This window comes from Armatimonadota bacterium (assembly GCA_023511795.1).
Classification (GTDB): Bacteria; Armatimonadota; UBA5829; order DTJY01; family DTJY01; genus JAIMAU01.
The window spans coordinates 599,442-625,303 of sequence record JAIMAU010000001.1; the positions used below are offsets into that span (position 1 = coordinate 599,442).

At 45.1% G+C, this 25,862-nt stretch carries 21 protein-coding genes; 8 read left to right on the forward strand and 13 right to left on the reverse strand.

Annotation, left to right across the window (positions count from 1 at the left end; all coding sequences use genetic code 11):
* Positions 1-23: 23 nt before the first annotated feature.
* The 13 genes from fliD to K6T99_02655 form a co-directional block, all read right to left on the reverse strand.
* The gene (gene fliD, locus K6T99_02595; GenBank protein ID MCL6518699.1) at positions 24-1,997 is read right to left on the reverse strand and encodes a flagellar filament capping protein FliD; all 1,974 of its coding nucleotides are present in this window, start codon (positions 1,995-1,997) and stop codon (positions 24-26) included.
* A gap of 110 nt (positions 1,998-2,107) precedes the next feature.
* Positions 2,108-2,923: a flagellin FliC gene (locus tag K6T99_02600; protein ID MCL6518700.1), complete on the reverse strand. Its 816-nt coding sequence runs from the start codon at positions 2,921-2,923 to the stop codon at positions 2,108-2,110.
* A gap of 338 nt (positions 2,924-3,261) precedes the next feature.
* Positions 3,262-3,726, reverse strand: a complete 465-nt coding sequence (locus K6T99_02605) for a flagellar assembly protein FliW (GenBank protein ID MCL6518701.1) — start codon at positions 3,724-3,726, stop codon at positions 3,262-3,264.
* Between the two features lie 25 nt (positions 3,727-3,751).
* Positions 3,752-4,666, reverse strand: a complete 915-nt coding sequence (gene flgL, locus K6T99_02610) for a flagellar hook-associated protein FlgL (GenBank protein ID MCL6518702.1) — start codon at positions 4,664-4,666, stop codon at positions 3,752-3,754.
* 5 nt (positions 4,667-4,671) lie between these two features.
* Complete coding sequence (gene flgK, locus K6T99_02615) at positions 4,672-6,063, reverse strand: flagellar hook-associated protein FlgK (protein MCL6518703.1); 1,392 nt, start codon at positions 6,061-6,063, stop codon at positions 4,672-4,674.
* Between the two features lie 13 nt (positions 6,064-6,076).
* Entirely contained in the window at positions 6,077-6,520 is a 444-nt protein-coding gene (locus K6T99_02620) for a flagellar protein FlgN (GenBank protein ID MCL6518704.1), read from the reverse strand.
* A 14-nt stretch (positions 6,521-6,534) separates the two neighbouring features.
* A complete protein-coding gene (locus K6T99_02625; protein MCL6518705.1) occupies positions 6,535-6,828 on the reverse strand; it encodes a flagellar biosynthesis anti-sigma factor FlgM in 294 nt (97 codons plus the stop codon).
* 144 nt (positions 6,829-6,972) lie between these two features.
* Positions 6,973-7,266, reverse strand: a complete 294-nt coding sequence (locus tag K6T99_02630; GenBank protein ID MCL6518706.1) for a rod-binding protein — start codon at positions 7,264-7,266, stop codon at positions 6,973-6,975.
* A 26-nt stretch (positions 7,267-7,292) separates the two neighbouring features.
* On the reverse strand, positions 7,293-8,396 hold the full coding sequence (locus K6T99_02635; GenBank protein MCL6518707.1) for a flagellar basal body P-ring protein FlgI: 1,104 nt from the start codon (positions 8,394-8,396) through the stop codon (positions 7,293-7,295).
* Positions 8,397-8,430: 34 nt separating this feature from the next.
* Entirely contained in the window at positions 8,431-9,012 is a 582-nt protein-coding gene (locus K6T99_02640) for a flagellar basal body L-ring protein FlgH (protein MCL6518708.1), read from the reverse strand.
* Positions 9,013-9,014: 2 nt separating this feature from the next.
* Positions 9,015-9,989 carry a flagellar basal body P-ring formation chaperone FlgA gene (gene flgA / locus K6T99_02645; protein MCL6518709.1) on the reverse strand — a complete coding sequence of 325 codons (975 nt, stop codon included), beginning with the start codon at positions 9,987-9,989 and terminating at the stop codon, positions 9,015-9,017.
* Positions 9,990-9,995: 6 nt separating this feature from the next.
* Complete coding sequence (gene flgG, locus K6T99_02650) at positions 9,996-10,784, reverse strand: flagellar basal-body rod protein FlgG (GenBank protein MCL6518710.1); 789 nt, start codon at positions 10,782-10,784, stop codon at positions 9,996-9,998.
* Between the two features lie 12 nt (positions 10,785-10,796).
* Positions 10,797-11,477: a flagellar hook-basal body protein gene (locus tag K6T99_02655; GenBank protein ID MCL6518711.1), complete on the reverse strand. Its 681-nt coding sequence runs from the start codon at positions 11,475-11,477 to the stop codon at positions 10,797-10,799.
* Positions 11,478-11,712: 235 nt separating this feature from the next.
* Between K6T99_02655 and K6T99_02660 the strand changes: the two genes are divergently transcribed.
* From K6T99_02660 to K6T99_02695, 8 genes are all read left to right on the forward strand, one after another.
* The gene (locus K6T99_02660) at positions 11,713-12,207 is read left to right on the forward strand and encodes an HAD hydrolase family protein (protein ID MCL6518712.1); all 495 of its coding nucleotides are present in this window, start codon (positions 11,713-11,715) and stop codon (positions 12,205-12,207) included.
* Positions 12,208-12,273: 66 nt separating this feature from the next.
* Positions 12,274-14,043, forward strand: coding sequence for an NTP transferase domain-containing protein (locus tag K6T99_02665; GenBank protein ID MCL6518713.1), 1,770 nt, complete (start codon positions 12,274-12,276; stop codon positions 14,041-14,043).
* 24 nt (positions 14,044-14,067) lie between these two features.
* Entirely contained in the window at positions 14,068-19,350 is a 5,283-nt protein-coding gene (locus tag K6T99_02670) for a glycoside hydrolase family 99-like domain-containing protein (protein ID MCL6518714.1), read from the forward strand.
* A 51-nt stretch (positions 19,351-19,401) separates the two neighbouring features.
* A complete protein-coding gene (locus K6T99_02675) occupies positions 19,402-21,630 on the forward strand; it encodes a tetratricopeptide repeat protein (protein ID MCL6518715.1) in 2,229 nt (742 codons plus the stop codon).
* Between the two features lie 77 nt (positions 21,631-21,707).
* Positions 21,708-22,649 carry an aldo/keto reductase gene (locus K6T99_02680; protein ID MCL6518716.1) on the forward strand — a complete coding sequence of 314 codons (942 nt, stop codon included), beginning with the start codon at positions 21,708-21,710 and terminating at the stop codon, positions 22,647-22,649.
* Between the two features lie 161 nt (positions 22,650-22,810).
* Entirely contained in the window at positions 22,811-23,632 is an 822-nt protein-coding gene (locus K6T99_02685) for a sugar phosphate isomerase/epimerase (GenBank protein ID MCL6518717.1), read from the forward strand.
* A 71-nt stretch (positions 23,633-23,703) separates the two neighbouring features.
* Entirely contained in the window at positions 23,704-25,083 is a 1,380-nt protein-coding gene (cysS, locus tag K6T99_02690) for a cysteine--tRNA ligase (GenBank protein MCL6518718.1), read from the forward strand.
* 68 nt (positions 25,084-25,151) lie between these two features.
* Positions 25,152-25,853: a PIG-L family deacetylase gene (locus tag K6T99_02695; protein MCL6518719.1), complete on the forward strand. Its 702-nt coding sequence runs from the start codon at positions 25,152-25,154 to the stop codon at positions 25,851-25,853.
* The last annotated feature ends 9 nt before the right edge of the window (positions 25,854-25,862 follow it).

A 25,862-nucleotide genomic window follows, 5' to 3' on the forward strand; every position in this document is an offset into this window, starting at 1 on the left:
CTGCCTCTTTGCTCCTATAAAGTTTATTTCCAGCCGTTTGCTATTTGTGCTAGCTGGCCTGCAAGAAATTGCCCCTGCGATTGCAGTTTGTTGAGAGCATTCTCCATAGCCGTGAATTTAGCCACAAGTTGCTCTTCTTTTGCTGCTATTCTCTTTTCTAATTCAGCGATGTAATCGTTTATATCCTTTATCTGAGAATTAATTGTGTCTTGAGCAGCGTCTATTGCTCCAGTATCTGCCGATGTGATAAAGCTTAGGTAGTCGGACAAAATTGCCCCGACTCCTTTTGTAAAGTAGATAACCCCATAGTTTCCTGGGGTAGTCGCGGTAATTTTAATCTTTAATCCTTCGGTGTTTTCGTTGCCTACATTACCAGTTAGGTATTGCCCATTTCCAGTCGCTGGTTCGCCGTTGATTGTGCCCGCAACATCTGTGCCGGCAGCACCTGTTCCAGTTCCTGCCTCGCCATCGTAGTCATCCTGAGTGACCAATACATTACCCAAGCCAGATGTTATCTGCCCCGGCTGGGTATTAGAGAGGTTCGAAACGGCATTGATCGAAAGGTTACCATATCCAACCCTGGTGAGTGTAAGGTAATCTCCTGTCCCTTGGCCGTTGATGTCAGTCCTTGACGCAATGACGCCAGTTTGGGAGGAGTACTCGTTAATTTTTGCGACTACCTGTTCAGCACTCATACCGGTTGTGAGCTTTATGATAGTATTGTTAATGGTGATTTCTTCATCTTGTGTGAGGACGCCGATTTGAGCAACGCCAGCAGTTATCCGTGATTGCGTTGCCACAGCTGTGACGACAATTTCATATCCGTTGGTGCCTGATATTTTTGTCTTTTCGGTGGACGAGACGTATGATATTGCTCCATTAGTTGTATACCCAACAGCGGCAAAAAGGCGCTTGATGGTGTCTAAATTGTTTTTTAGGGCTTCATCCAATTTAGTCTCATCAATCAAAAGCTTATTGTCGCTGGTTGTGGATGTTATTCCTATCTGTGAGAGCAATTTTACAGATTGGCTCAATCCTTCAATAGGTTTACCTACTCTTGTTGCAAGGTCCGACTGGATTAGTTGCAAAGATGAATCCGAGAAGAGTGCCCCGCCAGAATTGGTCTCAATATTGTATTTAAATTGCTGGTTAATATAATCCATCAGGTTGTTGTATTGGTCAACAAAGTCCTTGATGGATTGTTTCACAGCGTTTGTATTGTTTTCTATTGTAATTGTGATGGCCTTTGTTGGGTCGGCCTTTTGCAAGTTAAGGGTCACACCTGGAATGAGGTCTGTGATGGTATTGCTACTTTTGTAAACGGTGATCTCCGAACCGGCGCCGTCACCAAGTGTTAAACTAGCATCTTGCGCTGACTGCAAGTCAGTGAAAGTTGGCAAAGTCCCGGTAACATTGAGGGTAATTGCGCCGACCGTGCCAGTTTTGTTGCTGGTTATTACCAGACGATAAGGGTTAGTTTCTGAACCATCGTTTATAATGCTAGCAGTCACGCCCGCATTTGAATTATTGATGGCATTGCGTATTCCAGCAAGGGTGTTATTTGTTTCATCAATTGTGATTTGAACTGGAGCGCTTGTTCCTACGGCTATGGTAATTGTTCCTGTCCCAACACTAGTTGTAGTCGTATCTGCAAATCCTTCGGTTTTAAGCTGATGTGCGCGGGCAAGAGTATTAACCTTAAGATAATAGGTTCCTGTTTGTGCTGAGGAGGAAGCAGAGCCGCGAATTATATCTTCATCGCTTGAGATGAGGCTCTTTGCGTCAAAGGTTGAGCTAAGGGCTAAAGAATCGGCTTTTGTTTTAAGAGCGAGTATACGTGTATTCGCTTCCTGCCATGCGGCAAGTTTTGAGTTCAGGGTCGCTCTTTGCGCTTCCAGTCGTTTTATAGGTATTCGTTCAATCTCAATAAGTTTTGCAATAATCTCGTCCGTTTTTAACCCTGATATTATGCCATTTATTGACGCTGTCCCTGGCATTCTCCAGCTCCAATTGTTTAAGAATTAGTGGAAGTACCAATGCTAACTTTATCGTGTAGTGGCGTGGCCGCCTCATGGCGGCCACGTTGTTATTTGGTGAGCTTTAGGCGCTACCTGATTAGTGCCAGTAGCGCTTGTGGCGCTGCGTTCGCCTGCGTAAGCATTGCAACGCCAGCCTGCAGTAGAATCTGGTTGCGTGTAAACGCTACCATTTCTGCTGCCATGTCGCTGTCTCTGATCGAGCTTTCGGATGCGGCGATGTTTTCCTTCGCTACGCCAAGGGACGCTATGTTGGACTCGAGGTCCTTTTGTGCCGCACCTAACTGGGCTCTCATTGTAGATACCGTGTTTATTGCGGTATCAAGTAGTGAGATAGCGCCCTGAGCGTCAGTAGTAACATCTATTGAAGCTACACCCAGAGCTTCTGCAGAGACGTTTTCAATGCTTATGGTTGTCGTCTGGTTGGCGTTTGCACCTACCTGGAAAACTAAACCGCTAGCAGTGCCATCCAACAGCTTCTTCGTGCCGAACTGCGTGTTCGCAGAAATTCGGTTAAGAGCTGATATCGCAGAATCAATCTGCGTCTGGTCTGCTTGCAAAGCGGTTTCATCGTTTGCACCTTCGTTTGCCGCGTGCAGTGCCAGGTTGCGCATTGTGCGAAGCAGGTTCTGGACTTCGGCCAGAGCACCCTCAGCTGTCTTTATCATATTGACTGCATCGCTTGAGTTTGCTATTGCCTGGCCGAGACCACTAATCTGGCTGCGCAGGTTTTCAGAAATTGCCAGTCCTGCTGGGTCATCTGCTGCTCGGTTGATTCTAAAACCAGATGACAACCGTTCGATTGACGCAGCTAATGCAGAGTCAGTGCCCTGCAACTGACGGTGCGCATTGAGCGCTGCTGCATTCAGGTTGATCCGTAAAGACATGTTCTATCCTCCTCCTTGAAGTTTTTGTCCTTTGGACTTTGGAGCATCCTGCTTCATTTTAGCCGGCTGAGTAGTGCAGCCGATTCCGACCGCCGGCTATCAGCACGTTGCTATTATCGGAATCGGATTTTCTCATGGGCGCACACTCATGGGTCATGTTGCGCCCAAACTGCACATACGCATCACTCTCCTTTCGAAAGCAATGTTTTGCGTCTCCAAGTTAAATTGCTGATTTTTGCTTTTTATCTTTGCAAGTACTATTACGGATGTTACTTCCAAGTTCTTATTCCATAATTGAGCAAATATTTGTGATATTTATCTAGCTTAATAAATAACTTTTAGGCTGCTTTGGCCAGGCAATTAGAGCTCTCTTCCTTTGGAATTTCGCCGATTACATGTTTTGTTCCATATCGCTCATCATCAAGAACTATTTGGCGTGCATGAAGCGTGCGAGCATTGATTACTATTGGCCCAAGTAGGTTGGTTGTAATTCTGCCATTTTCCCTGTCAACCGTTACAGTGGTTAGCATTACAGCCTCAGTTGCCTCCTTGAGGTCTAGTGATGCTACTTGGTCATCATTAAGAACTATTTCGTAATCGGGAAAGAAGTCAGTTGGATTGATTACAATGAATGCCACAGCAGGGTCATCCACTGCCTGAAGCCATTTGAATGGCGTATCGGTTCGGTCATGCAATAATACATACCGCGTGCATGCCGGGAAGCCAAGCATTCCATCTGGCATGTTTACAATAGAATCCTTGGAAACTTCCACAGTTCCGAATCTCGTTGTTTCAATTTTCATGTATTAATACTCCTTCCTCAGCAAGCTACTTAAGGAAATCTGCCAGCGTAAGATTCATTATTCTGCCAGCAGTTGCAATTGCTGCCTGATAAACGTTCTCCCGGGTACGAAGATCTACAATCGCTTCTGCAAGATCCGCATCCTCAGTTTTCGATAACAGTTCCGACATAGTTACTTTAGAATTAAGCAGTGCTTCATTTGTCGCTTCGAGCCTACTCAAGCTTGCACCCACTTTTGACCTTACTGCTATTGCATTATCAAGAAGTGCATCGATGTCGGCTATCCTTGCGGAAATTGCTTTGCAGTCTCCGGCGAGTACTTCTTCTTTAAGCAAACGTATTGTTTCAAATATATCGGGCGAGCTTGGAACTGCAATGCTGCCCATATTTAGCACCATATCTCCCGTCACACCAGCGGGGATTGATATGCCAGGACCAACTCGGATAAAAAGCTGATTGCTATTTCCTTGATATATATATGGCGGCTGACCTGCTGGATTACTGATTATCGGCGTCTTGTCACTTAAGCTTCCTGCAAAAATGTATTTGCCTAAGCATTGTGTGTTTGCTAAATCAGCAATTTCGGATGAAACGTGGTCCAGCTGTGCCGCTACTGCCATTTTTGCTTCGTCGGTTATACTTGCGTTTGCTGATGTCATAGCTAGCGACCTCACGGTGCGGATAGCTGAAACTATCGAGTCGAGAGCACTGCATGTTATCGATAGTCTATTTCGTGCGATGTCGGTATTTCTTGTATACTGCTCAATCGAAGCAATGGATGATCGCAATCCCAGTGCTCGTCCGGTTCCCACAACATCGTCTGATGGCAGCCTTATGCGCTTTCCTGAGGAAGCTCTATCCTGTGCTTTTAGAAGAGCCTCGGAGTTTGTCATGAGATTCATTCGCACTGTTTCAGCTACCATCCCAAGTGTGAGTCGCATGGTACTTACCTCCCGCTAATCCCCATTTGCCTTATTATGGTATCAAGCATTTCGTCCATAACGCTGATGATTCGTGCAGCGGCATTATAAGCCTGTTGGTATTTGATCATGTTCACCATTTCTTCGTCGATTGATACGCCTGACATGGATGACCTTTGCAGCTTTAATTGATGGGTGGAAAGCTCTTGGACGCTGTGTTGGGTTTTTGCTTCTCGTGCATTCGCGCCGATGCGGGCGATTAGGCTGTTGTAGGCATCTCCAACTGTTTTCCCATCGATAACTGGCTGGTTGCGGAGGTCCGAGATATTTAGGGCAATAGAATTGTCAGCAATGGTTCCGCTTGTGCCTGTTGCAACCATTCTTGGGTCAGAAATCAGAGACCACTCTACCTCAATGTTGGATGCATTGCGGCCGGAAGCGAAAAAGTTGCCTGCGGGATTGCCATTAGGTAAGCGCCCTTCAGAATATATTGCGTTTACTGCTTCTATCAATCCACTAGCAATAGTATTCAGCGAATCAATGCACTCCTGGATTGTTGTGTCTCGAACATATAGTAGGCCTTTTATCTGGCCGCCATTTATCAAAACTTGCGAATTGTCATTACTCCAAACTATGTCCGACCATGCTCCGGTGCCCTGAACGACTGATATCTCGTTAACATGTGTACCTTGCACCAGGTTTTTGCCACCTATTGAAAGCATTAGTTCAGAGCCATTGAGCCCATGTACTTCGACACGCACGAATTTTGAGAGCTCTTCAATCAGCAAAGCTCGTCGGTCAAGCAGGTCGTTTGGGCTATTGCCGGCGCTCACCACACCAGTGATTTCGTTGTTAATTTTCGCTATCTCTTGGGCTAACGTATTTACCTGTGCAACGCAGTCTGCAATGGTCTGGTCTGTGTGTTTTTGAAGGCTGAGCAAGTCGCCATAAAGCTTTCGCATACGGTCGGCCAATGCAACGCCTGCGTCCACTACAGCAGAGCGCGCTGGCAGACTGTCGGGACTGGAGGCTAGTTCTTCCCAAGAATTCCAAAATTGATCAAGCACTCCCGAAAGCCCCATGCTTCCTGGCTCACCGAAAATTGATTCTATCTGCCCCAAGGCTTCATTCCTTGATTGCCACATGCCAAGTTGGTCAGTAGCACGCCGGATTAGCCCATCTAAATAGTCCGTTTGAGCGCGCCTGATTGTTTGGATAACGACGCCTGTGCCGAATTGTGGAATGATACCTCCACCGAGGGCATACGAACCTTGTGCAGGATTGTTGGTGACAAAAATTGGTTCCTGACGCCGATAGCCTTCAGTGTTGGCATTGGCAATGTTGTGCCCCGTCACATTCAGTGCATATTGTTGAGCGCGAAGAGCACTAACGGCTATATCAAGCCCAGAAAACGACAATTTTTACCTCCAGTTAAACCTTCTTATCTAGCAAGAGCGCTCCGTTCCACTCACCCTCGTTAGCTGCGCGCTGCTCAGTAATGAGTTTTGAAAGCAGCTCAAGTGAGAATCGTGTGTATACTATAGAATTTCTGAGTAGTTCGGTGTTAGCGGCGACTAATGATTGAAGCCTTTGAGCTACTTCGGCTGTTTCATGACGAATTGCGCTAAGTCTCTTATCGTCATATCTCGCTTTTTCCTGAGCAAGAAGATTTGTAATGGCTTTTTCTCGCCGAGCCAGTTTGTCCAAGTTGAGCAAAACGGAATCATGCTTGCGCACGTTCTCAGCAAGTTTCTCGTGCATGCCATCCTTGAGAATAGATTGTTGTTCTTTTGAAAGATTTATCAATTCATGTAGTTTCTCAAGCTTTTGCTCTGCTGTTGCAATCAATTCATCCCTCAGGCGTTCCGAGTCCATGTTAATTCTCCCACTTACTTTATTCTGCCTTGGAATATGTCAGTCAGTATTCGACGTGCAAGCTCATCCTCATTCACTGCATATTTGCCAAATTGAATTCTGCTTTTGATATCAGCTATGACGTCATCGCGAACACTTGGCAGTTTTGCAATAACTTGCTTAATTTTCTGCATTTCTGTTGCCTGTTTTGAAAGGATTAGCTTATCTGGATGCGACGAAGGAACAACCTCGGATATTGGCCTAATTGTATTGACTTTATGCGTATGCAATTCGAGAACTTTATGGATTTGACTGTTTGAAATATGCATCGTACACACCCTTTGGGGTTGCCAATTTAGTTACTCTTTTCCAAGATATGTTTCGACTCTTTTCACCAAAACTTTAGCGTTTTTTAATATTGCAAGCGATTGCCTAGTAAATTAAGACCCACCTAGGTTTTATCCAACCCTTGCTTAGTCCTTGTTATTATGAGTTTTCGATAGCTGGGTATATAGCATGTCTGCTATGCCCAGAGGGTTTGTAAGAGAAATCTGCTTGGCTATTTCCTCGTCAAGCATGCTATTGAAAAGTTCTTCTTCGCGCCTGTCGCCAAACAAATCGGTTTTAGGAATTGACTGGCGCATTATTGTCAGGAGTTGGTGGATAAGAACGGATTCAAACTCCTTACATGCTTTCCTCAACTTCTGCTCGTTGCTTACGACTGCTGATGTATTTGACTTACTTATTGGTAGGTTGTTAACGCGCATGAGAATGGCCTCGCTTTGCAAATTGGTTATATAATCTCAAGCTCTGCATGAAGTGCACCTGCCTGCTTGAGAGCCTGAAGAATAGCTACAATATCTCTGGGTGTTACCTTAAGTTCGTTCAATGCTTGCACAAGTTGCCTTAAAGTTGAGCCTGGCTGGAGATTGATCAAATATCCGCGTTCTTCCTTTACATCAACCGTAGTTTGCTCAACAACTGCTGTTTCGCCTTTCTTGGCGAATGGACCGGGTTGAGAAACTTGCTTTTCTGTCTTTATCTCAATGCTTAAATTGCCATGTGATATAGCAACTGGCGACAACTTGACTCCACCGCCAATGATGACTGTTCCGGTGCGTTCATTTACAATGACTTTTGCCACCTCAGCTTCGACAACCGAAAGCTCACCAACGTCGGCAATTGTTCTTATCACATCTTGTTCTCCTGCTTTAACCTGGACTGTTGCTGCGTCCAAAGCTGTAGCCGTGCCTGCCCCAAGCTTGTTGCTTACTGCTTCAGCGATACGGACTGCTGTGGTGAAGTCGGGGTTGTTCAGCAATATATTGATACAGCCGTCATCAACAAGCGTCGTTGGGACCGCCTGCTCGATGATTGCTCCGCCGGGAATGCGCCCTACGGTAGTGTGGTTTTTCGTTATGCTGGTGCCGCCTCCACCTGCGGTGAACCCACCGACTGAAACTGGGCCTTGGGCAACTGCATAAACTAAACCATTGGCTGCTTGAAGTGGAGTCTGTAGTAATGTGCCGCCTTGGAGCGTGCGGGCATCTCCTAATGAGGAAACTGTTACGTCAATTTTGCTTCCTGGGCGAACAAAGGGCGGAAGGTCAGCTGTAACCATGACAGCAGCTACATTCTTCACTTTCATCTTATCTGGCGGCACACTAATGCCAAATTTTTGAAGCATATTGGCTACAGACTGGGCAGTGAAAAGTGTTTGCTGGGTGTCGCCAGAACCATCAAGACCTACTACTAGCCCGTAGCCGAAGAGCTGATTGCTTCTGGCTCCTTCAATTCGGGCAATATCCTTAATCTTCACAGTTTGCTCGGCTATTGCCATTTCTAGCGTCAAGATAATCAAAAAAGCAAAGCATATCTTAGCCATAGTGCGATTCATAATGCTTCCTCCATCAACAAGGTCGTAAGCCGGTCTAGAATAAAAACCTCAGTATCTTGCTAATAAAACCTTCTTTTGTACGGTTACCTACCGGGCCTTTGCCAATGGTTTCAATCCTAACATCAGCCAAATTAGTTGAAAGTACTGTGTTATCAGACCTGATGTCTTGAGGCCGAACAATCCCCGTCAGAATTATGGTTTGTTTATCACCATTCATGTTGAGCGATCGCTCGGCTTTAATTTCGAGATTGCCGTTCTTTTGAACATTTGTTACGGTAGCAGCAAGTCGGGTCTCGAACTTGTTGCTTACCACGCTTTCGCCGGACGTCGAGCTATTCTGTGATGAAGTATAGCCAAGCTCGGGAACCAATTTCAGAAATGGACCAATGCCTGCTGCATTGTCATGCTCAAGGCTCTTGTCAAAGCTTTGTCCAGCTTTTTGTGAAGCGGCGGACTGTTCAACGATTAATACTGTAATTAAATCGCCAACCTTGCTTGGCCTTAAATCAGCAAAGAGGCTTTTCTCCGTTGGCTGCCATAGTGAATCAGCACAGAGAGATGTGATTGTAGCTATAAGCAAAACAATACTTAAAAATGCGAATCTTCTGAGTAACATTGCTACGTCCTCCTGTCAAGTGAAATCTCGATAATCCCAGGTGCGGTTACTGTCCCGCGGACTTCTTGGGAGTCTCTAAACAATCTAACTTTAATGCGGTCGCCAATGCGGCCTTCTTGCACAGCAACGCCTTTGTCGCTCACACTGACTGCTCCGTTGTTTACAAAAACAATCACTGCGTCGCCTGATTTAATTACTGGAGGGGATGCTATCCATCCTCGACGAAGTACCGAACCCTGTGGAATTGGCACACATGCACTCCATCCTGCTTCTGGCTTGCCAATTATAATGTCATTTGGAAGGTTGGTTATGTCTCGTTCTTCAAGCGAGATATTTGACGCATCTAACTCTTCATCTTTTGCGATGGTTTTTGTCGCTACCGGCACTTGTGCGATAACTTTGATTAGAGCTGGGACGTAGACCGTCCGGTAAGTTCTGCCATCAATTACTATCTCGATGGGAACATTCACGCGACCTTTTAGTTGTTTATTTGAGGATTTGACTCTTAGTTCAAGTTTGCCGATTGGGACTTCCTGGTCAGTTGGCAATCGAACGATTTCTGCTGATGCAACGCCAGGCAAATCTTCCTTTTTAGATACGTATTCCCGAACAGCATCAAAAAGCATTTCACCAGTAACGAGTAACGCCCGCCTTTTTATGCTAACCAAATCAGGGCAAAGAAACACAATTGAGTTACTCCAAAGGCCAACCCGTCGAAGAGCGGTAGTAATCTGTGAGCGTGTCAGTTCTCGAGACTTGCCAGGGAGTGGTGAGCAACATATAACGGTTTTCTTTGCTTTTTCAGCAAATGCTTGGTCATCCACTTTTATTGTTGCAATGTCCCCGAGAGTGATGGTTTGGCTTTCCACTTCACAGGAAGGTCTGACTTGTATGGTTAGTTGCGGCGTTGCGATTGCTGGAACGATGGCCAACATTAACCCCAAAATTAGCACATATTTGGTAATTTGCTTGGACATTTATCGTTACCGCCTCAAATTGTTTGCGATGCTCAGCATGTCATCTGCTGTTTGGATAGCCTTGGAATTGACCTCGTAGGCACGTTGAGCGACAATCATGTTGACCATTTCCTCGACAACCTTTACGTTGGACATCTCAACAAACCCATGGGCAATTGTTCCAAGCCCATTGAGACCAGGTGTGTCTACTATCGGTTCGCCCGAAGCGGCTGTTGGTGCCAAAAGATTGCGGCCAAGGTTATTCAGACCTGCTGGATTGATGAATTTAGCTATCTGTATCTGCCCCAGCTCCTGAGGGGTAGTTTGGCCAGCCATTGTGACAGATACTGTTCCATCTGAACCAATGCTGATGCTTGTTGCTTCGGCTGGGATTGTAATTTCTGGGTCGAGAGGATACCCATCTGCTGTGACTATGCGACCTTGCGAGTCTAGCTTGAATGTGCCATCCCGAGTATAGGCAGTGGTTCCATTGGGAAGCAGTACTTGGAAAAATCCATCACCTTCAATCACAAGATCTAGCGGATTGTTGGTCTGCTGGAAATCACCCTGCGAGAATATTCTGGTAATCGCAGCTGGTCTTGTGCCAAGGCCAACTTGGATGCCTGTAGGAACCATTGATCCTTGGGCTTCCGTTGTGCCTGCAGTCCTAAGCGTCTGATAAAGAAGATCTTGGAAATCAACCCGGCTCTTTTTAAATCCTGGTGTGTTTACGTTAGCCAGATTGTTTGAGATTACATCAATGTTTAGCTGTTGTGCTGCCATGCCGGTTGCGGCGGTCCACAGCGATCTTATCATTGCTCAATCCTCCTAAACTGTTCTAGGCATTTGGTTGATGACTTTGTCGAGTGTTTGGTCTATCGATTGGATGACTTTTTGATTTGCTTCGTATGTTCGTAACGCGCTAATCATAGAGACCATCTCAAGTACGACGTTAACATTCGAACCTTCTAAACTTCCCTGTATAACTTTTCCCGGGGTATTTGAACTATCGGTGTGAATGCGAAGCTTGTTAACAATTGTGCCGCTAACTTTCACGTTCCCTTCGGGTTCCACCGACCAATTATCACTGGTTATTGTTATCGGCCCATTTTCGCCAAGAACGAGGTTTCCTTCTTGTGTAACCAACTGCCCGGCCTGATTGAGCTTGAAATTTCCACTTCTTGTAATAATTTCGCCGGTGGGTGTACTAACTACGAAAAAACCAGGGCCATCAATTGCCAAGTTAGTCTTAGATTCCGTGTCAATCATCTGACCAATGGTTTCGTCTTGCTTGGTGTTAAGTATTGGGATTACACATTTGACTTGGGTGGCAGATGGTCGAGACTCAGCACCATGAGCGTTTGAGAGTTCAGCTATAAAATTGGAAAATGAAACCCGCGTGCGTTTGAATCCTGGAGTGCTTACGTTTGCTAAGTTGTTTGAGATAATATCTTGTTGGTCCAGTTGCGCTATCATTGCTGACGCAGATGCATATAAACCCTGAATCACTTTGCGTTACCTCCGCATTACTTTTCGACCGTCTGGCGGTGTAACTTTAGCGGTATTTTCAAATGTCTTGCCAGTAGCCAAATTCCATAAGTTCAATGTCGTTTAGGCAAATGATGCCCTACAATTCCCTGGCATAGTAATTGCTGTATATTCAGTGCTCTGAATGCTATCGAAAGGTGCTGCTTGCATTAAGAACGGTAACTAATAAGTATGTGGGGAGATATTCTCCAGGCAAATGGATATTAGGCGGCATTCTGATTACAAACCTATAAAAATTGCTTTCTTCGATGTGGACGGCGTCCTTACGGATGGAACAAAGTTCTATCACGAAGACGGCACAGTTTCTAAGCTTTTTCACGACCAAGATAGCACAGGCTTGCGAATGTTAACCCAAAATGGGGTGGAGGTCATTATAATTTCCGCCGATGAGCGCGTTAATAGAAATTGGGCGGAACATCAAAGCCTGCCTTTCTATTGCACAGCTGACAAGGCAGAAACCGTAGCAGAGTTATTGGACAAGAAGGGATATGATGGCAAATCGGCGGCTTTTGTGGGAGATGACCTGAGGGATCTTGAAGCCATGAAGCTTGTTAGATATTCAATGGCGCCTGCAAATGCATCGCAGCAAGTGCGTCGAGTGGCGAGGTTTCGGCTTCGCCGTGCCGGTGGCTCGGGTGCTGGGCGTGAGGCGGCAGAATTAATTTTGCGGATAAACCGTTTTATTTTTTAGAAATATCGCTTGTTACTGCGATTGAATATGTGGTGTTCTAAATTTCAGGAAGTAAAGGAGTAGCCAATGAGAAGCGTGGTGTTGCTCGCGGCAGGAATGGGAACAAGGCTTGGCTCAATGACAGAAAAGTTGCCCAAATGCCTTATTCCATTTAATGGTAAAACGCTTCTAGAGTACACCATTGAGAAGCTCCTACGCTTTAACTTTGATAATATCGTGGTAGTTGCTGGTTATCGCCATGAACAAGTGCGCCGGATTGTTCCGGATATCTTGGTGAACGAGGATTATGCCACCACCCAGCCTCCTTATTCCCTCCGTATAGGTCTTGAAAGAGTCCCTCATGGACCTGTTCTTGTCATGGATGCGGATATTTATTTCGAGGATCGTGTGCTCGAGGAAATTCTCAAAATGGGGGACAGGTCTTTTGTTATTACCTACACTGCCGAATCTAAGCTGGAGCCAGGTAGCCGTGTGAATGTTAAAGATGGTCGAGTCGTTCAAATCGGACGCTATATTTCACCCTTATTCCCTTGGCAAATCCACAGCGGGATTACTCATATTAGTTCGGCCGACTTTGATTACTACAAGTATCTTGCCAATCAGGATACATTCCGCACAACCGAAATGCATGTTCTTTTGAATGAATTGTGCAAGAAAAGACCAATTCTTGCTATCAATATGGAGAAAGCAAGGGTTGAGCGAAAAACAGGGGATATCTTTCTCGATGGAGGTTCATTTTCTGACGTATTAGTGACCGAGGAGGACAATATAATAAGGAAGGAAAGCGCGAAGGATACGGAAAGGCTAATAAACGAGATATATTATCTCCGTGATTTGCCTGAAGACCTTCGGCCCTATTTTACAGAGCTTTTGGATTACAGCGTCGAAGGACCAGTTGTTTGGTATACGATGCCACATTATCCTCAGCCTTCGCTTAAGAAGCTTATTCTTTCAGGCCAGTTTACCGCACTTGATGCAGTAGAAGTTCTTACTAGAATAGTTAAATTCCTAGTTGAAAAGGTCTACGTGCTGCGTCGTATCGATGCCCCGGCAAGCTACACTGCTTCTGTGCACTTTAATAGGGTTGATGTTCGCCGTGAAATGGCTTTAAAGCGAGCTCCAATATTAAAGCAGGTTTTTGGGGCAAAGCATTACATAATTAACGGCTTGGAGTATGAGAATCCGTTTGACATAATCGAAAAGATTAGAACTCGTGTAAAATTGGTGAGCACTCTTCAACCGCCGTATCTGTGCATGATTCACGGCGATCCACATTTCGACAACCTGCTGATTGACACGTCGCAGACGCCTTGCGGTTTTCGCCTGGTAGACCCGAAGGGTTTCTGTGCCGGAGACCCCATGTACGATATATCTAAGCTTTTCCATGATTTTCAAGGTCTTTACGACTTTATATATGAATACATGTTTGATTTGAATTGGCAACTGCAAGGTGATGTTTTTGAAGCCGAATTCCAAATTCATAACTGTGCCGCGCTTCGAGAGTTTCAAAAGATTAATGAATATTTCCCAACAATTGTTTCACAGTTTTTTGAGAGCGACCCAAACTGGTATTTGCGCATGAAATTCATTGAGGCAATTCATTTTAATTGCCTTCAGCCGTTTCATATTAAAGGAGATGGCATAGAGTCGAAAGCAATTGCTATGTTTCTTGTTGGCGTTCAGCAGATGAACAACTTTTGGGAAATGGTCCCACCCGACCTCAAGAAGGAAGATATGAAGTATAAGTTGGTTAATATCAACACTATTGAGGACTTTACATACGCACGAAGCCTGATTAAGTCAGATTTGAATGAAGAACAAGCAAAAGCAGCTTGAGAATACCAAAACGGAGAAGTGCGAATGGTAGAAAAAAAGGTTCTAGGAAGGCATGAGAGAAGAGTAGCTTGTTATGCGACGTTACCGTTCCAATTGCGGTCTCTCAAACCAATCGCTGATGGATTTGAGGATTCACTTATTAGCTATAGTCATAAGGAGATAATGGATTGGCAGCCAGATGTTATTATTACTGCCGATGTCTCACAGTTGCCTCTTTTTCGTGAGTACTGCGATGCCCACAATGTCTTATTAATAGGTATGAGACATGGTCCAGCTACAAAATACACTTCTCCTGAAAAAGAATACTCCGTCGCAGACTATGTTTGCGCCAGCGATTGGGATGTGGACGATTTTACGAAGGCTGATGTTAGACCGAAACGAGGTTTCTTGCTTACCGGCAATCCCTGGGTAGACGACGTATTCAAAATTCCCGAGCGCAAACTTTGTAAGGATGCTCCTACAATTCTTTTTGCTCCAACCTATAATCCTGAAGTCAGCGCGGCTAAGTTTTTCGAAGATAAGCTTGCAAATCTTATCCATTCGGTATATCCAAAAAGTAAAATCATTATCAAACCGCATCCTGCTATTCTACAATATGACCATCCGTATGTTGTTCAACACCGCGAAATATTTCGCCGATGGATTAGACAGTGGCTTGCTATATGCCAGGATTCGAATCTTGTTTCATTGATTGATGACCCCACAGCATCAATTAGTCGGTTCTTTCCAGATGCGGATATTCTAATTTCTGATGGCTCATCGTTAATATTTGAGTTCATGGTGCTAAATCGCCCAATTCTTTTGTATACGAGCCCTGAGAAAGTAGGAATATGGGAGTATGATTCAAGGGCGCTTGGCAATGCCTGGCGCGATGTGGGAACGGAGTTCACTACGCGAGAGGAGTTCATTTTTGCTTTAAAGAACGCTTTTGTCAATCATTCCGAAAAACACAGCGCAAAGCAGAAGCAGTACACAAATATTCTTTATGGCAACTACCAAGATGGGCGATCAACAGAACGAGTAATCCAAAGCATCAAAAATCTGCCTTATCTGGATATAGCGCTTCTAGCGGACAAAAATGCAAGCCATGTAAGAGAGTTCAGCGAAGGGTTGAGCAATATTCTCAGGAATAGCACCATACATGTTCTTGAAAACATAGAACCTGAGGAAAAAGACTTTCAGCTAAATGCCTTTTTTGAGAAGAGCGATTCACAGTTTGTTATGGTGATTGATTATGATGGGGGAAAGAAGTTGCAATGTGCAGATTTCGTTAGCCGTTCGCTACAAATTATGTCGCAAGACGAATCAATTGCAGCTGCCGGCAGGTTGGTAGATGGGTGGATTGAACGCAGTTTTGCAATTTTTGATAGAAAAAAGGTCTTGGGCGTGGGTGGATTCTCCAAGTCAGATTCTGACTTATGCATGAGGCTTTTAGAGAAAGGTTGGAAAGTAATCTCTGCATGGGACGATAGACCGGTGATTAGATTTGAAAGCGGCTTTTATGATGAGGAATACGGCGTGCGGTGGATGGCAGAAGAAGCAGTTATGCGTGTTGGATGGAGTGTGTGCAACGTTAAGAAATTCCCACCTTTATGCCTCACATTCGATGTTGTGTGTTCGAATTCCAAACATTATCCAAACTTCCCATTTAACCTAAAAATATGCGAAGGCGATGCAACAATTAAAGAAATTCGCTTTGATAAGTCCTATAAGAAAGAAAAAGTTGAGATTTTGCTTCCTTGTATTACAGGACCCCATATTCTTCGATTTATAAGCGATGAGTCCTATGTCCCTCGCGAGATTGGCATAAACGGCGACCCTAGAAGGCTTTCAGTAATGGTTAACAATGTAAAACTAAATGAGCAATTCCTACATAAACATATACAGACTGAATGCCCAGTTCGTTTAATTGCCTTCTACTTGCCGCAGTTTCATCCCATACCTGAAAACGATAAGTGGTGGGGAAAAGGCTTTACGGATTGGGATAATGTTCAAAAAGCTAAACCATTATTTAAGGGACACTACCAACCACACGTGCCCGCAGACTTAGGTTATTATGACCTTCGTAACCCTGAAGTTCGTGAAGCGCAAGCTGAAATGGCAAAAAAATATGGGATAGAAGGCTTTTGTTACTGGCATTATTGGTTCAATGGAAAAATGCTGCTAGAGAGACCATTTAATGAGGTGCTTGAGTCTGGAGAGCCTGATTTTCCCTTCTGTCTTGCGTGGGCTAATGAGAATTGGACGCGAAATTGGGATGGGCATGAAAACCTAATTCTTCAGCCTCAGGAGTATGGTGGAGAGGCTGATGATATTGCTCATTTCGAATGGTTGCTAAAGGCATTTAGAGACCCACGATACATTAAAGTAGATGGGAAGCCCTTATTCCTTATATACAGACCCATGGATATCCCAAATGTTGAAAAAACGCTTGCATTGTGGCGGCAGTTAGCTAGGAGTTCTGGGTTGCAAGGCTTGTATGTAACCGCCATCAGAATCAGTCTCGACAAAACGGTAGACGGGTACTGGTTAAAGCAAGGTTTCGATGCTGAGCTACTATTTCAGCCATCTTTTGGAAAGCTGTGGGATAAATATGGAGCGGGTGAACTCCCGGGGGTTCTTAATAAATATGGCGAGGGTGATGGCGAGCCTGGGCTTATTTTGAATTACAATGACGCGTGGCGTGTAATGGCTGGCATGGAAGGCAACTGTTTGCGAACAGTAGTGCCTTCTTGGGATAACACTCCACGTAGAAAATATGGGGCTTTCATTCTAAGAGATTCTACGCCTAAGGCATATGGCGAGTGGCTAAAACTTGAAATTGAGCGTGTGAGCAGTAGGCCTCCAGAACAGCGGATTGTCTTTATCAATGCTTGGAATGAATGGGGTGAGGGTAATCATTTGGAGCCAGATGTTCGCTTCGGGCATGGCTACCTCGAGGCTACCAAGCGAGCAATTATTGGTGTTCAAACAGCAAGGCTTTATTCAGTGGGTAGGTTGCACGAAGCTGTTTCACTACTAGAAGAGCATATCATGGCAGATCAGAATGATGCTCAGGCATATAACGACCTTGGCGTCCTGTACTTCGAAAAAGGCGAAATTGAGAAAGCGCAATATTGCCTTGAGAAATCGCTTGCGCTAGATGGGACCGATGATACTGTTCGGAAAAACCTTATGGACCTTTATCTTGCTTGCGGGCAATCGGAAAGAGTAGCAAGGCTAACTAGCAATGCCCAAGAGGATTCTAACTATCCGAGCTGCAAGTCTGCCAGGCCTAGGATAATTGCAATACTTGCCGCTTACAATGAAGGCGACGTTATATACCATGTAATTCGGGATTTAATCGAACAAGATATTGAAGTATACCTTCTAAACCATCATTCAACAGACAACACAGTTGAAGAAGCATCAAAATGGTTGGGCAAAGGTCTTATAGGCATAGAATTGTTTCCTGAAGAGAGTGGTCTCGACATTCCAAATGATGTATTTGCTCTGCGCTATATTCTTATGCGCAAGGAGCAGCTTGTTCGAAAATTTGGTCCTGGTTGGTACATCAACGCAGATGCAGATGAGTTCCGCGAGTCGCCCTGGCCTGGCCTGAATCTTCGCGAGGGAATCGAACGTGTAGACGCATTGGGATACAATACAATCAATTTTGCAATTTTTGATTTTAAGCCAACTGATAATTCATTTGTGCCTGGAGATGATGTCCGCAAATACTTGACCGGTTACTCCGCACCTGCTGTTTCGTGGGACAAAATGCAGGCAAGATGTTGGAAGTATTGGGGCCAGGATTTCAAACTTTGGCATACCGGTGGCCATCTAGTTCAATTCGAAGGTAGGCGTGTGTTTCCCATCCCGTTTATCCTCAGGCATTACCCAATTAGAAGCGAAGCACATGGGGAGACTAAGATATTCGGCCAACGGAAAAACCGCTTTGATGAAAATGAAAAAGCCGCTAACTGGCATGTACAATATGACGATATCACTCGAGAAAATAAGAGATTCCTGTGGGACAAGTCCCAGCTTACCCAATATAACAGAGACGAAGTATGCCGCCAAATCCATAAAAGATTCGCTGGTTTGGAACTATCTGAGGATAATAGCGAAATAAGGATTGCAATTGTAGTTCTAGTCCATAACCAGCTCGATGACACAAGAAAGTGCCTGGAGAGCATAAGGCGACATACAAACCTGCCGTATGAGCTTGTGGTGGTGGATAATGGCTCCACAGATGGCACAGAGCAGTATCTTGATGAGATTAAGACCAAATGGAATTCAAAACATTGCAGGGCAATCAAAGTCATACGCCATGAGACTAATCTTGGTTATGCGGCAGGCAACAACTCAGGTATTTTGGCCTCTGAGGGTGCATATGTTGTTATTCTAAACAACGATACAGTAGTTACTCCTGGTTGGCTTGAGCGCCTGGTTAGATGTGCGGATGATGACCCACGCATTGGTATTGTTGGGCCTGTGAGCAATAATGTCTCAGGTTCTCAACATGTCGAGAGCGTTGATTATGACCAGTCTACTCTAAAGGGGCTTGATGAATTCGCCGAGAAGTGGGCTGCTTTGCATGATAGGCAGATTAGACCAATAACGAGAGTTGTTGGTTTCTGTATGTTGATAAAACGTGAGGTAATCGAAACAATCGGCGGCTTTGACCCAAGATTTGGGATAGGTAACTTCGAGGATGATGATTTTTCAATTCGTGCCGCAATTGCAGGATATCATTCTGTAATAGGGCAGGACTGTTTTATTCACCACACTGGCAGTCGAACTTTTGTTGGTCAAAAGATTGATCATAATGCGCTTATGCGAAAAAATTGGGACCTTTTTAAAGCAAAGTGGGGTATACCAGCTGAACTACCTTTAGGTGTACCGTACAACATGTCATTTCTTCTAAAGCAAACGTTCGATCCGGAGCGCCATCGTTGCCCACTGGAAATCTCGAGTTCATCTCTTGTGTGGTTTGTTGCACCAGAGTGGGATAAGTTCGAAACATGGTGTCCGGTAATTGAAGAATATTTACGCTCAGATGTATCAAAAAAAGATGCGCTTCTTAGCATGTATGCTGGACCACGCACAGCAAGTGATTCAAGTGCGGCAGCCGAACTGGTGGCTGATTTTTTGGCAAAACTGGGTATCGATGAGGGTCAAGCTCCTGACATTGAAATAACAGAAGAGCTTCCTAAAAGCGGAAATGTGCAAATTATACTGTCGAACGGCAGGTTGGATGAATTTTTGCAATTTCAGTACCCTGGCCAATGCGTTCGCATAGATGAATTGCGGAAGGCAGCGTAGTTAGGCATGACAACATAATAGTTGATTTTGTGTCGGAGGCGAGATATTAAAATGCCTTTACGAGTTACAAAAGCCAAGACAGTCGGTAATGAGAAACAGTTGGGGCTTGATGCACTAAGAGAAAAACGGTGGGCCGAGGCGGCCGACTATTTGGAAAAAGCACTCAATGGTTCGCCCTCAGATGTTGAAATTATGAATGCACTGGCAGTCGCATATAGTGCCCTGGGCAACGGTAAAGCTGCTCGCACAATACTTGGGCAGGCAGTTCGGGTGTCGCCAGAGTGTCCCGAAACATATAAAAATCTTGCAGTGCTACTTGCGCGCGAGGGCAGGGTATTAGAAGCGGCGGATAATGCTTGTCAAGCAGTCGAACTTTCTCCTTCTAATCCAGAAAATGTCCGAGTGCTTCGAGATGTACAAGAACTGGTTCGGAAACTTTCACATTCGACAAAGAAAGAAAAAAAGTTAAACCGGCGTATTGGAGGACCAACGCGCACTGAGATTAATGAGCGCCTTGCCAAGATTAATTCAGTTATTAAAAAGGCACAGTCTATTAGCGAACAAGTGCCTACTCTTTCACTATGCATGATTGTAAAGAACGAAGAAGCAAATCTCGGTTCTTGTCTGCGGAGTGTAAAGGGCATTGTGAATGAAATAATCATTGTTGATACCGGGTCAACAGACCGCACGCCCGAGATTGCACAATCTTATGGGGCAAAGGTTTATCATTTTCCATGGACTGATAACTATGCTGAAGCTCGGAATAAGTCATTAAGCTATGCAAATGGAACGTGGATTCTCATACTGGATGCTGATGAGCAGCTTGATAAATCTGCAGGCCCAGTAATTCTTAAGGCAATAAAAGAACCCGTTGCGGATGCGTTTGCATTGCTTTTCCACAACTATATGTCCGAAAATCAAGGTCCAGATATGTTTATCCATCGTACTTGCCGGTTGTTCCGCAACAAGCTCGAATATCGGTATGAAGGACGAGTGCATGAACGTATAGTCCCTTCTATTGAGCGGTCGGGTGGGAAAATGGCATATCTCGATGCGGTAATCCACCATTTTGGCTATATGCCTGCTGTAATGTTGGAACGTTGCAAGCATGAGCGGTATGTTCGCCTTCTTGAAGCAGACCTTGCAGAGAACCCAAATGACCCATATTGCCTCTACAATCTAGCTTCTGTCTACATAACAAAAGGCAACTATAAGGAGGCGCTTGGATATCTTAAGAAGGCTGAAGAATATATTTCGCGGAGTCATGAATTTGCCGCCGCCACTTATTCACATATGGCTCATGCCTTTTGTGAACTTGGGAGTCCAGAAGAGGCTATAAATGCATTGGAGCGGGCGCAAAATAAAGGCATATGTCATCCTGAATTGAATTTTGCGAAGGGGAATGCTCTTCTAGGCCTTGGGAGATATGCAGAAGCAATCACTGAGTTCGTATCTGCTGTCCAGCTCGGCCAAAGTAATAGATGGGTAGGCGATCCTGGTGCGTTTGGATATAAGGCATATTTTGGAATAGCTAGTGCTTGCATGGGATTGCAAGATTACCAGAAGGCTGCTGAATATGCCGAGCTGGTGGTGAAAGAAAACCCTGGTGACGCTAAGGCACATGAACTCCTAACCATTGCCTATCTTCGTTTGGGAAATACAGCTCAAGCTGAAAAACATGGAAAGGAGTGGCTTCGATTATCGCCGGGTGATGCCCGGGCAGTGATGGGTTTCGCCCAGGTTTTGCAGGCAAGCGGTCAATTTAAGGAGGCAAGGAATCTCTATGTTTCGCTTCTAGATTTGGATTGCGAAGCCGCTGAGCTTCATTTCAACCTGGGTGTTTGTGCAGAGGCACTTAATGAGCTTGAAGATGCTAGTCGGCATTTTACTAGGGCGATTGAATTGCAGCCTGATTTTGTCGAGGCGCATACCAACTTAGGACGGTGTCACGCGAAACAAGGGCGAATCTCTGAAGCGCTTGCTTGTTTTGCACATGCTGTGGAAATAGACCCGGGGTATGCAAATGCTTATTTTAATGCAGGGGATATTCTGTATTCGGCTGGCCGCTATGAGGATGCTATAAATGTCTATCAGAATGGCTTGATGTGTTATCCAAATAACCCGGCCGCATTCCTTGCCATAGGAAATTGCTACTTCCGCATGGGGGCGTATGAAGCCGCTATTATGGGTTATCGCCAAGCTTTGGTTCTTCGCCCGAATTACCCTGAGGCCGAAGCTAATCTTTCTAAGGCTCTACAGCATGTAAAATCCTCGGTTTAAACCAAACCCGAAGGTTTTTCTCCCGCCAGTGTTTAATAAATTTGCGGTTAATGTAATTCATCCGTGGACTGATTAAAATGGAACGCCGCGAATTAGGGAGAACAGGTATCTGGGTGTCAAGGCTTGCCTTCGGGACGCTGCCTTTCAAACTTCACGAAATGCCAATTAGCGATGGCGCGGAGCTTCTTGTTGCCGCGGCAGAAATGGGCATCAATTTTTTTGACCTCGCAGAAATTTACGGTTCGTATCCTCACATGCAGAAGGCACTTAAGCATATGGAGTTACCTCCTATAATTGCCGCCAAGTCCATGGCAAAGGATGCAAGCTCCATGATCACATCAATCAATACTGCACTTCGAGAAATTGGCGTACCAAGGCTTGACATTTTCAAGCTTCATAACGTTGATAGCGTCGAGGACTTGAATAGTAGATTGCCTGCGTGGGAAGAGCTAGTTAAGGCTAAATCAAAGGGATTAATTCGTGCAATCGGTGTGTCTACACATTCCTGCCGCGTGCTAGAGGAAATCATTAGTTGGCCTGAGTTGGATGTTGTTCTAGTGGTTTTTAATAGAGGTTTTAAGGGTGTTGTAGAGGGAACAATGGCAGAGATGCTGGATGGCATCAAGGCAGCTCATAGCGCTGGCAAGGGTGTCTACATTATGAAGGCGCTTGGCGGTGGACTACTGTATGCGAATGCTAGGGAAGCTTTGGAATTCGCATTTAGCGTTGAAGAAGCTGATTCGGTCGCCGTCGGAATGCATAGCCTCCAAGAAGTAATATACAATGTTGCTGTGTGCAAGGGCGAGGCTGTTCCGCCTTCCGTCGAAACGAGTCTAAAGCAGCGTAAAAGACGCTGGCATGTTCGTCCATTCTGTCGAGGTTGTGGGGCTTGCATATCCGCTTGCCGTTATGGAGCGCTCCGCATGGGTGAGAAAACGCCAGTTGTGGATGAGGAGAAGTGCATACTGTGTGGATATTGCGGCTTCGAATGTCCTGCGATGGCGATTAAAATATTGTAGGCGACTAATTTTTAAAAAGGTCTTTTTGCAAACAAGACAGAGGACTAAAAGCATCCAGTGGCATGCGCTCCTGCTTTGTCTTCGTTTAACTTGATAAGAACCGATAAACTCGTCATTTTGGAGTGGACTTGTTATAATATGCGAGTCATACCAAGTTGGAGATGCCAATGAAATTTTCGATTTGCAACGAGCTTTTTGAAAATTGGCCTATAGAGAAAGTATTCGTTACTGCTGCCGAAATCGGATACGATGGCGTTGAGATTGCTCCGTTCACTCTCGCGTCATCGGTTTACGAGATCACAGATGTACGACGCCGAGAGATTGTTCGAGCTGCCGCTGATGCTGGTGTTGAGATCGTTGGGCTTCACTGGTTGCTAGTGAAACCAGAAGGATTGCATATCAGTCATCCCGATGCAGATGTTCGTAGGCGAACGCGTGACTACCTTGATGCGCTGATTTGCTTGTGCAGTGATCTCGGCGGTCGCGTTCTCATTTTTGGCTCGCCAAAGCAGAGGAACGTGCACGAAAGCCTAACTTACGAGCAAGCTTGGAATTATGCACGTGAAACATTTTCGCATTGTGCGGAAAAGGCACAGGAAAATGACGTCTACCTTTGCATAGAGGCGTTACCTCCGCGGGAGACCAACTTCATAAACACAGTTGAGGAAGCGCTGGCAATGGTTCGTGCGGTTGGTAAGCCTAACTTTCGCACAATGGTTGATGTAAAAAGCATGTGTTCTGAGGGACGGTCAATACCGGAGATTGTTTGTAGTGCAGGTGAACATATTATGCATGTTCATGCTAATGACGCAAGTGGACGAGGGCCTGGGATGGGCGACACAGATTTTCACGTTGTGTCGTCAGCCCTTCGCGAAATCAGGTATAATGGCTATGTTTCAGTAGAGGTTTTCGATTACAAGCCCGACCCAATAACAATTGCAAAGCAAAGTTTAGCTTATTTGAGGGAAACGTTTGGTTGTTAAATATTCACTGAGAATTTATCTCTTCCAGTAATAGAAGAGAATTGAAAACTTAATTTTGAGATGATTCAGCCATGACTATCAGATTCTTCAATACGCTAACCCGCGAAAAAGACGAATTTCGAGCAATAAATGACATGAAGGTTGGACTCTATACCTGTGGGCCAACCGTATATGACTTCGCCCATATTGGAAACTGGCGCACCTACTTATTCGAAGATATTCTTCGGCGACACCTCGAATACCGCGGTTTCGAGGTAACACACGTGATGAATATCACGGATGTCGACGACAAGACAATACGTGGCGCTAGGGAAAAAGGCATAAGTCTCAACGAGTATACTCTTCCATTCATTAAGGCTTTTTATGAGGACAGGGACCATCTAAACATCGAGCCGGCGCATGTATATCCCAGGGCGACCGAGCACATTCAGGAGATGGTTGCTCTGATAAAGAAGCTTCTTGACAAAGGTATAGCATATAAAGCTGAAGACGGCTCGATTTACTACGACATCTCAAAATTTCCTGGATACGGCAAACTTTCTCATTTTAAGATAGGAGAGTTGAAAGCTGGCGCTCGGGTTAGCTCCGATGAATATGAAAAAGAACAAGTCTCCGATTTTGCTCTTTGGAAGGCTTGGGATGAGGCAGACGGCAATGTATATTGGGACACTGAGCTTGGAAGAGGCCGACCCGGTTGGCATATCGAATGTTCAGCAATGAGCATGAAGTATTTGGGCGAAACGTTTGACATTCATACCGGCGGCGTTGATAACATCTTTCCACATCATGAAAACGAAATAGCCCAGTCTGAGGCTGCAACCGGAAAACCATTCGTCAACTATTGGCTTCATTCAGAACATCTCCTCGTAGAAAATCGCAAAATGAGCAAATCACTTGGCAATTTCTACACGCTTAGAGATGTAATGGCTCGAGGATATGATCCACTGGCGTTTAGGTATTTGGTCCTTGGCGCACATTATCGGTCAAAATTGAACTTCACTTGGCAGGCACTGGATGCTGCTAAAACAGCGCTTGAGAACTTATATGAATTCGTAGCGCGACTCGATAGGGAAAACCCAACTGGCCTTGATGACGCGGTTGTGCGCTGGACGAGAGCGTTTGATGAAGCAATGGATGACGATTTGAATACGCCGGTTGCGCTAGCTGCGGTTTTTAGCTTGATTAAAGAGGTCAATATTCACGGCCGTGGTGGTCGGGAAGTCTTCGCTGCAATGGTGAACTTTGACCGAATCCTAGGTCTCAAACTTGCCGAGCGAGGGATGCCTGTTGAAGTGGAAATACCCTCGGATATAATAAGACTCGTCGAAGAACGTCAGAAGGCAAGAAAGGCACGCGATTTTGCTGCCGCCGACCGCATCCGCGATGAGATTCTAGCTGCCGGATACATTGTAGAGGATACCCCCGAGGGCCCTAGAGTAAAGAAGAAATAGGGGGTTTACAATTTTTTTAACCATGGGCTCCAAGGGATAATAGAGCAGTATGTTTGAGGAGGCTAATTATGCGGATTTTAGCAGTTGGGGCGCATCCCGACGATATAGAAATCCTATGCGCTGGCACACTTGCTAAATATGCAAGCCAAGGCCATGACATTATTATGTGCCATGCATGTATTGGGGATAAAGGGCATTTCCACATCCCAAATGATGAGCTTGCGAAAATTAGGTGCAAAGAGGCTCAGCTATCGGCAAGCAGGATTGGAGCTGAGAGCATATCGCTGGGCATACCAGACTGTGAAATTTTCAATAATCGAGAGACGTTGGCGGTATTCATTGATATGATTCGCGTAACCAAGCCCGACTTAATAATTACGCACTCGCCAACTGACTATATGCCTGACCATTGCGTAGTTAGTGGCTTGGTTTATGATGCATCTTTCCATGCCTCGTTACCTAATTGGAAGACAGAGCACGAATATCACGACAAAGTTCCACCGGTTATCTATATGGATAACGTTGCTGGGGTGGACTTTGAACCAGGTGAATATGTGGATATTACGGATTTTATTGAAAAAAAGAAGGAAATGATGATGTGTCATCAAAGTCAAGTCGTCTGGCTAAAAGAGCACGATAACTTAGATGTTATTCAGTTCATAGAAGATTGCGCTAAGTTTCGAGGATGGCAGTGTGGTGTTCAATACGCGGAAGCTTTCCGTACTGTCAACCGCTGGCCTAGACTGAGGACTCAGCGGTTGCTGCCTTGATTTTATACG

Bases quoted from the DNA above. Each gene is read 5' to 3' on its own strand.
- flgA (MCL6518709.1), bottom strand. From the start codon at position 9,989: ATGTCCAAGCAAATTACCAAATATGTGCTAATTTTGGGGTTAATGTTG.
- K6T99_02680 (MCL6518716.1), top strand. From the start codon at position 21,708: ATGGAACGCCGCGAATTAGGGAGAACAGGTATCTGGGTGTCAAGGCTT.
- K6T99_02620 (MCL6518704.1), bottom strand. From the start codon at position 6,520: ATGGACTCGGAACGCCTGAGGGATGAATTGATTGCAACAGCAGAGCAA.
- K6T99_02670 (MCL6518714.1), top strand. From the start codon at position 14,068: ATGGTAGAAAAAAAGGTTCTAGGAAGGCATGAGAGAAGAGTAGCTTGT.
- K6T99_02665 (MCL6518713.1), top strand. From the start codon at position 12,274: ATGAGAAGCGTGGTGTTGCTCGCGGCAGGAATGGGAACAAGGCTTGGC.
- K6T99_02660 (MCL6518712.1), top strand. From the start codon at position 11,713: ATGGATATTAGGCGGCATTCTGATTACAAACCTATAAAAATTGCTTTC.
- K6T99_02600 (MCL6518700.1), bottom strand. From the start codon at position 2,923: ATGTCTTTACGGATCAACCTGAATGCAGCAGCGCTCAATGCGCACCGT.
- K6T99_02605 (MCL6518701.1), bottom strand. From the start codon at position 3,726: ATGAAAATTGAAACAACGAGATTCGGAACTGTGGAAGTTTCCAAGGAT.
- K6T99_02625 (MCL6518705.1), bottom strand. From the start codon at position 6,828: ATGCATATTTCAAACAGTCAAATCCATAAAGTTCTCGAATTGCATACG.
- cysS (MCL6518718.1), top strand. From the start codon at position 23,704: ATGACTATCAGATTCTTCAATACGCTAACCCGCGAAAAAGACGAATTT.
- K6T99_02695 (MCL6518719.1), top strand. From the start codon at position 25,152: ATGCGGATTTTAGCAGTTGGGGCGCATCCCGACGATATAGAAATCCTA.
- K6T99_02630 (MCL6518706.1), bottom strand. From the start codon at position 7,266: ATGCGCGTTAACAACCTACCAATAAGTAAGTCAAATACATCAGCAGTC.
- fliD (MCL6518699.1), bottom strand. From the start codon at position 1,997: ATGCCAGGGACAGCGTCAATAAATGGCATAATATCAGGGTTAAAAACG.
- K6T99_02635 (MCL6518707.1), bottom strand. From the start codon at position 8,396: ATGAATCGCACTATGGCTAAGATATGCTTTGCTTTTTTGATTATCTTG.
- flgL (MCL6518702.1), bottom strand. From the start codon at position 4,666: ATGCGACTCACACTTGGGATGGTAGCTGAAACAGTGCGAATGAATCTC.
- K6T99_02640 (MCL6518708.1), bottom strand. From the start codon at position 9,012: ATGTTACTCAGAAGATTCGCATTTTTAAGTATTGTTTTGCTTATAGCT.
- K6T99_02675 (MCL6518715.1), top strand. From the start codon at position 19,402: ATGCCTTTACGAGTTACAAAAGCCAAGACAGTCGGTAATGAGAAACAG.
- flgG (MCL6518710.1), bottom strand. From the start codon at position 10,784: ATGATAAGATCGCTGTGGACCGCCGCAACCGGCATGGCAGCACAACAG.
- K6T99_02685 (MCL6518717.1), top strand. From the start codon at position 22,811: ATGCCAATGAAATTTTCGATTTGCAACGAGCTTTTTGAAAATTGGCCT.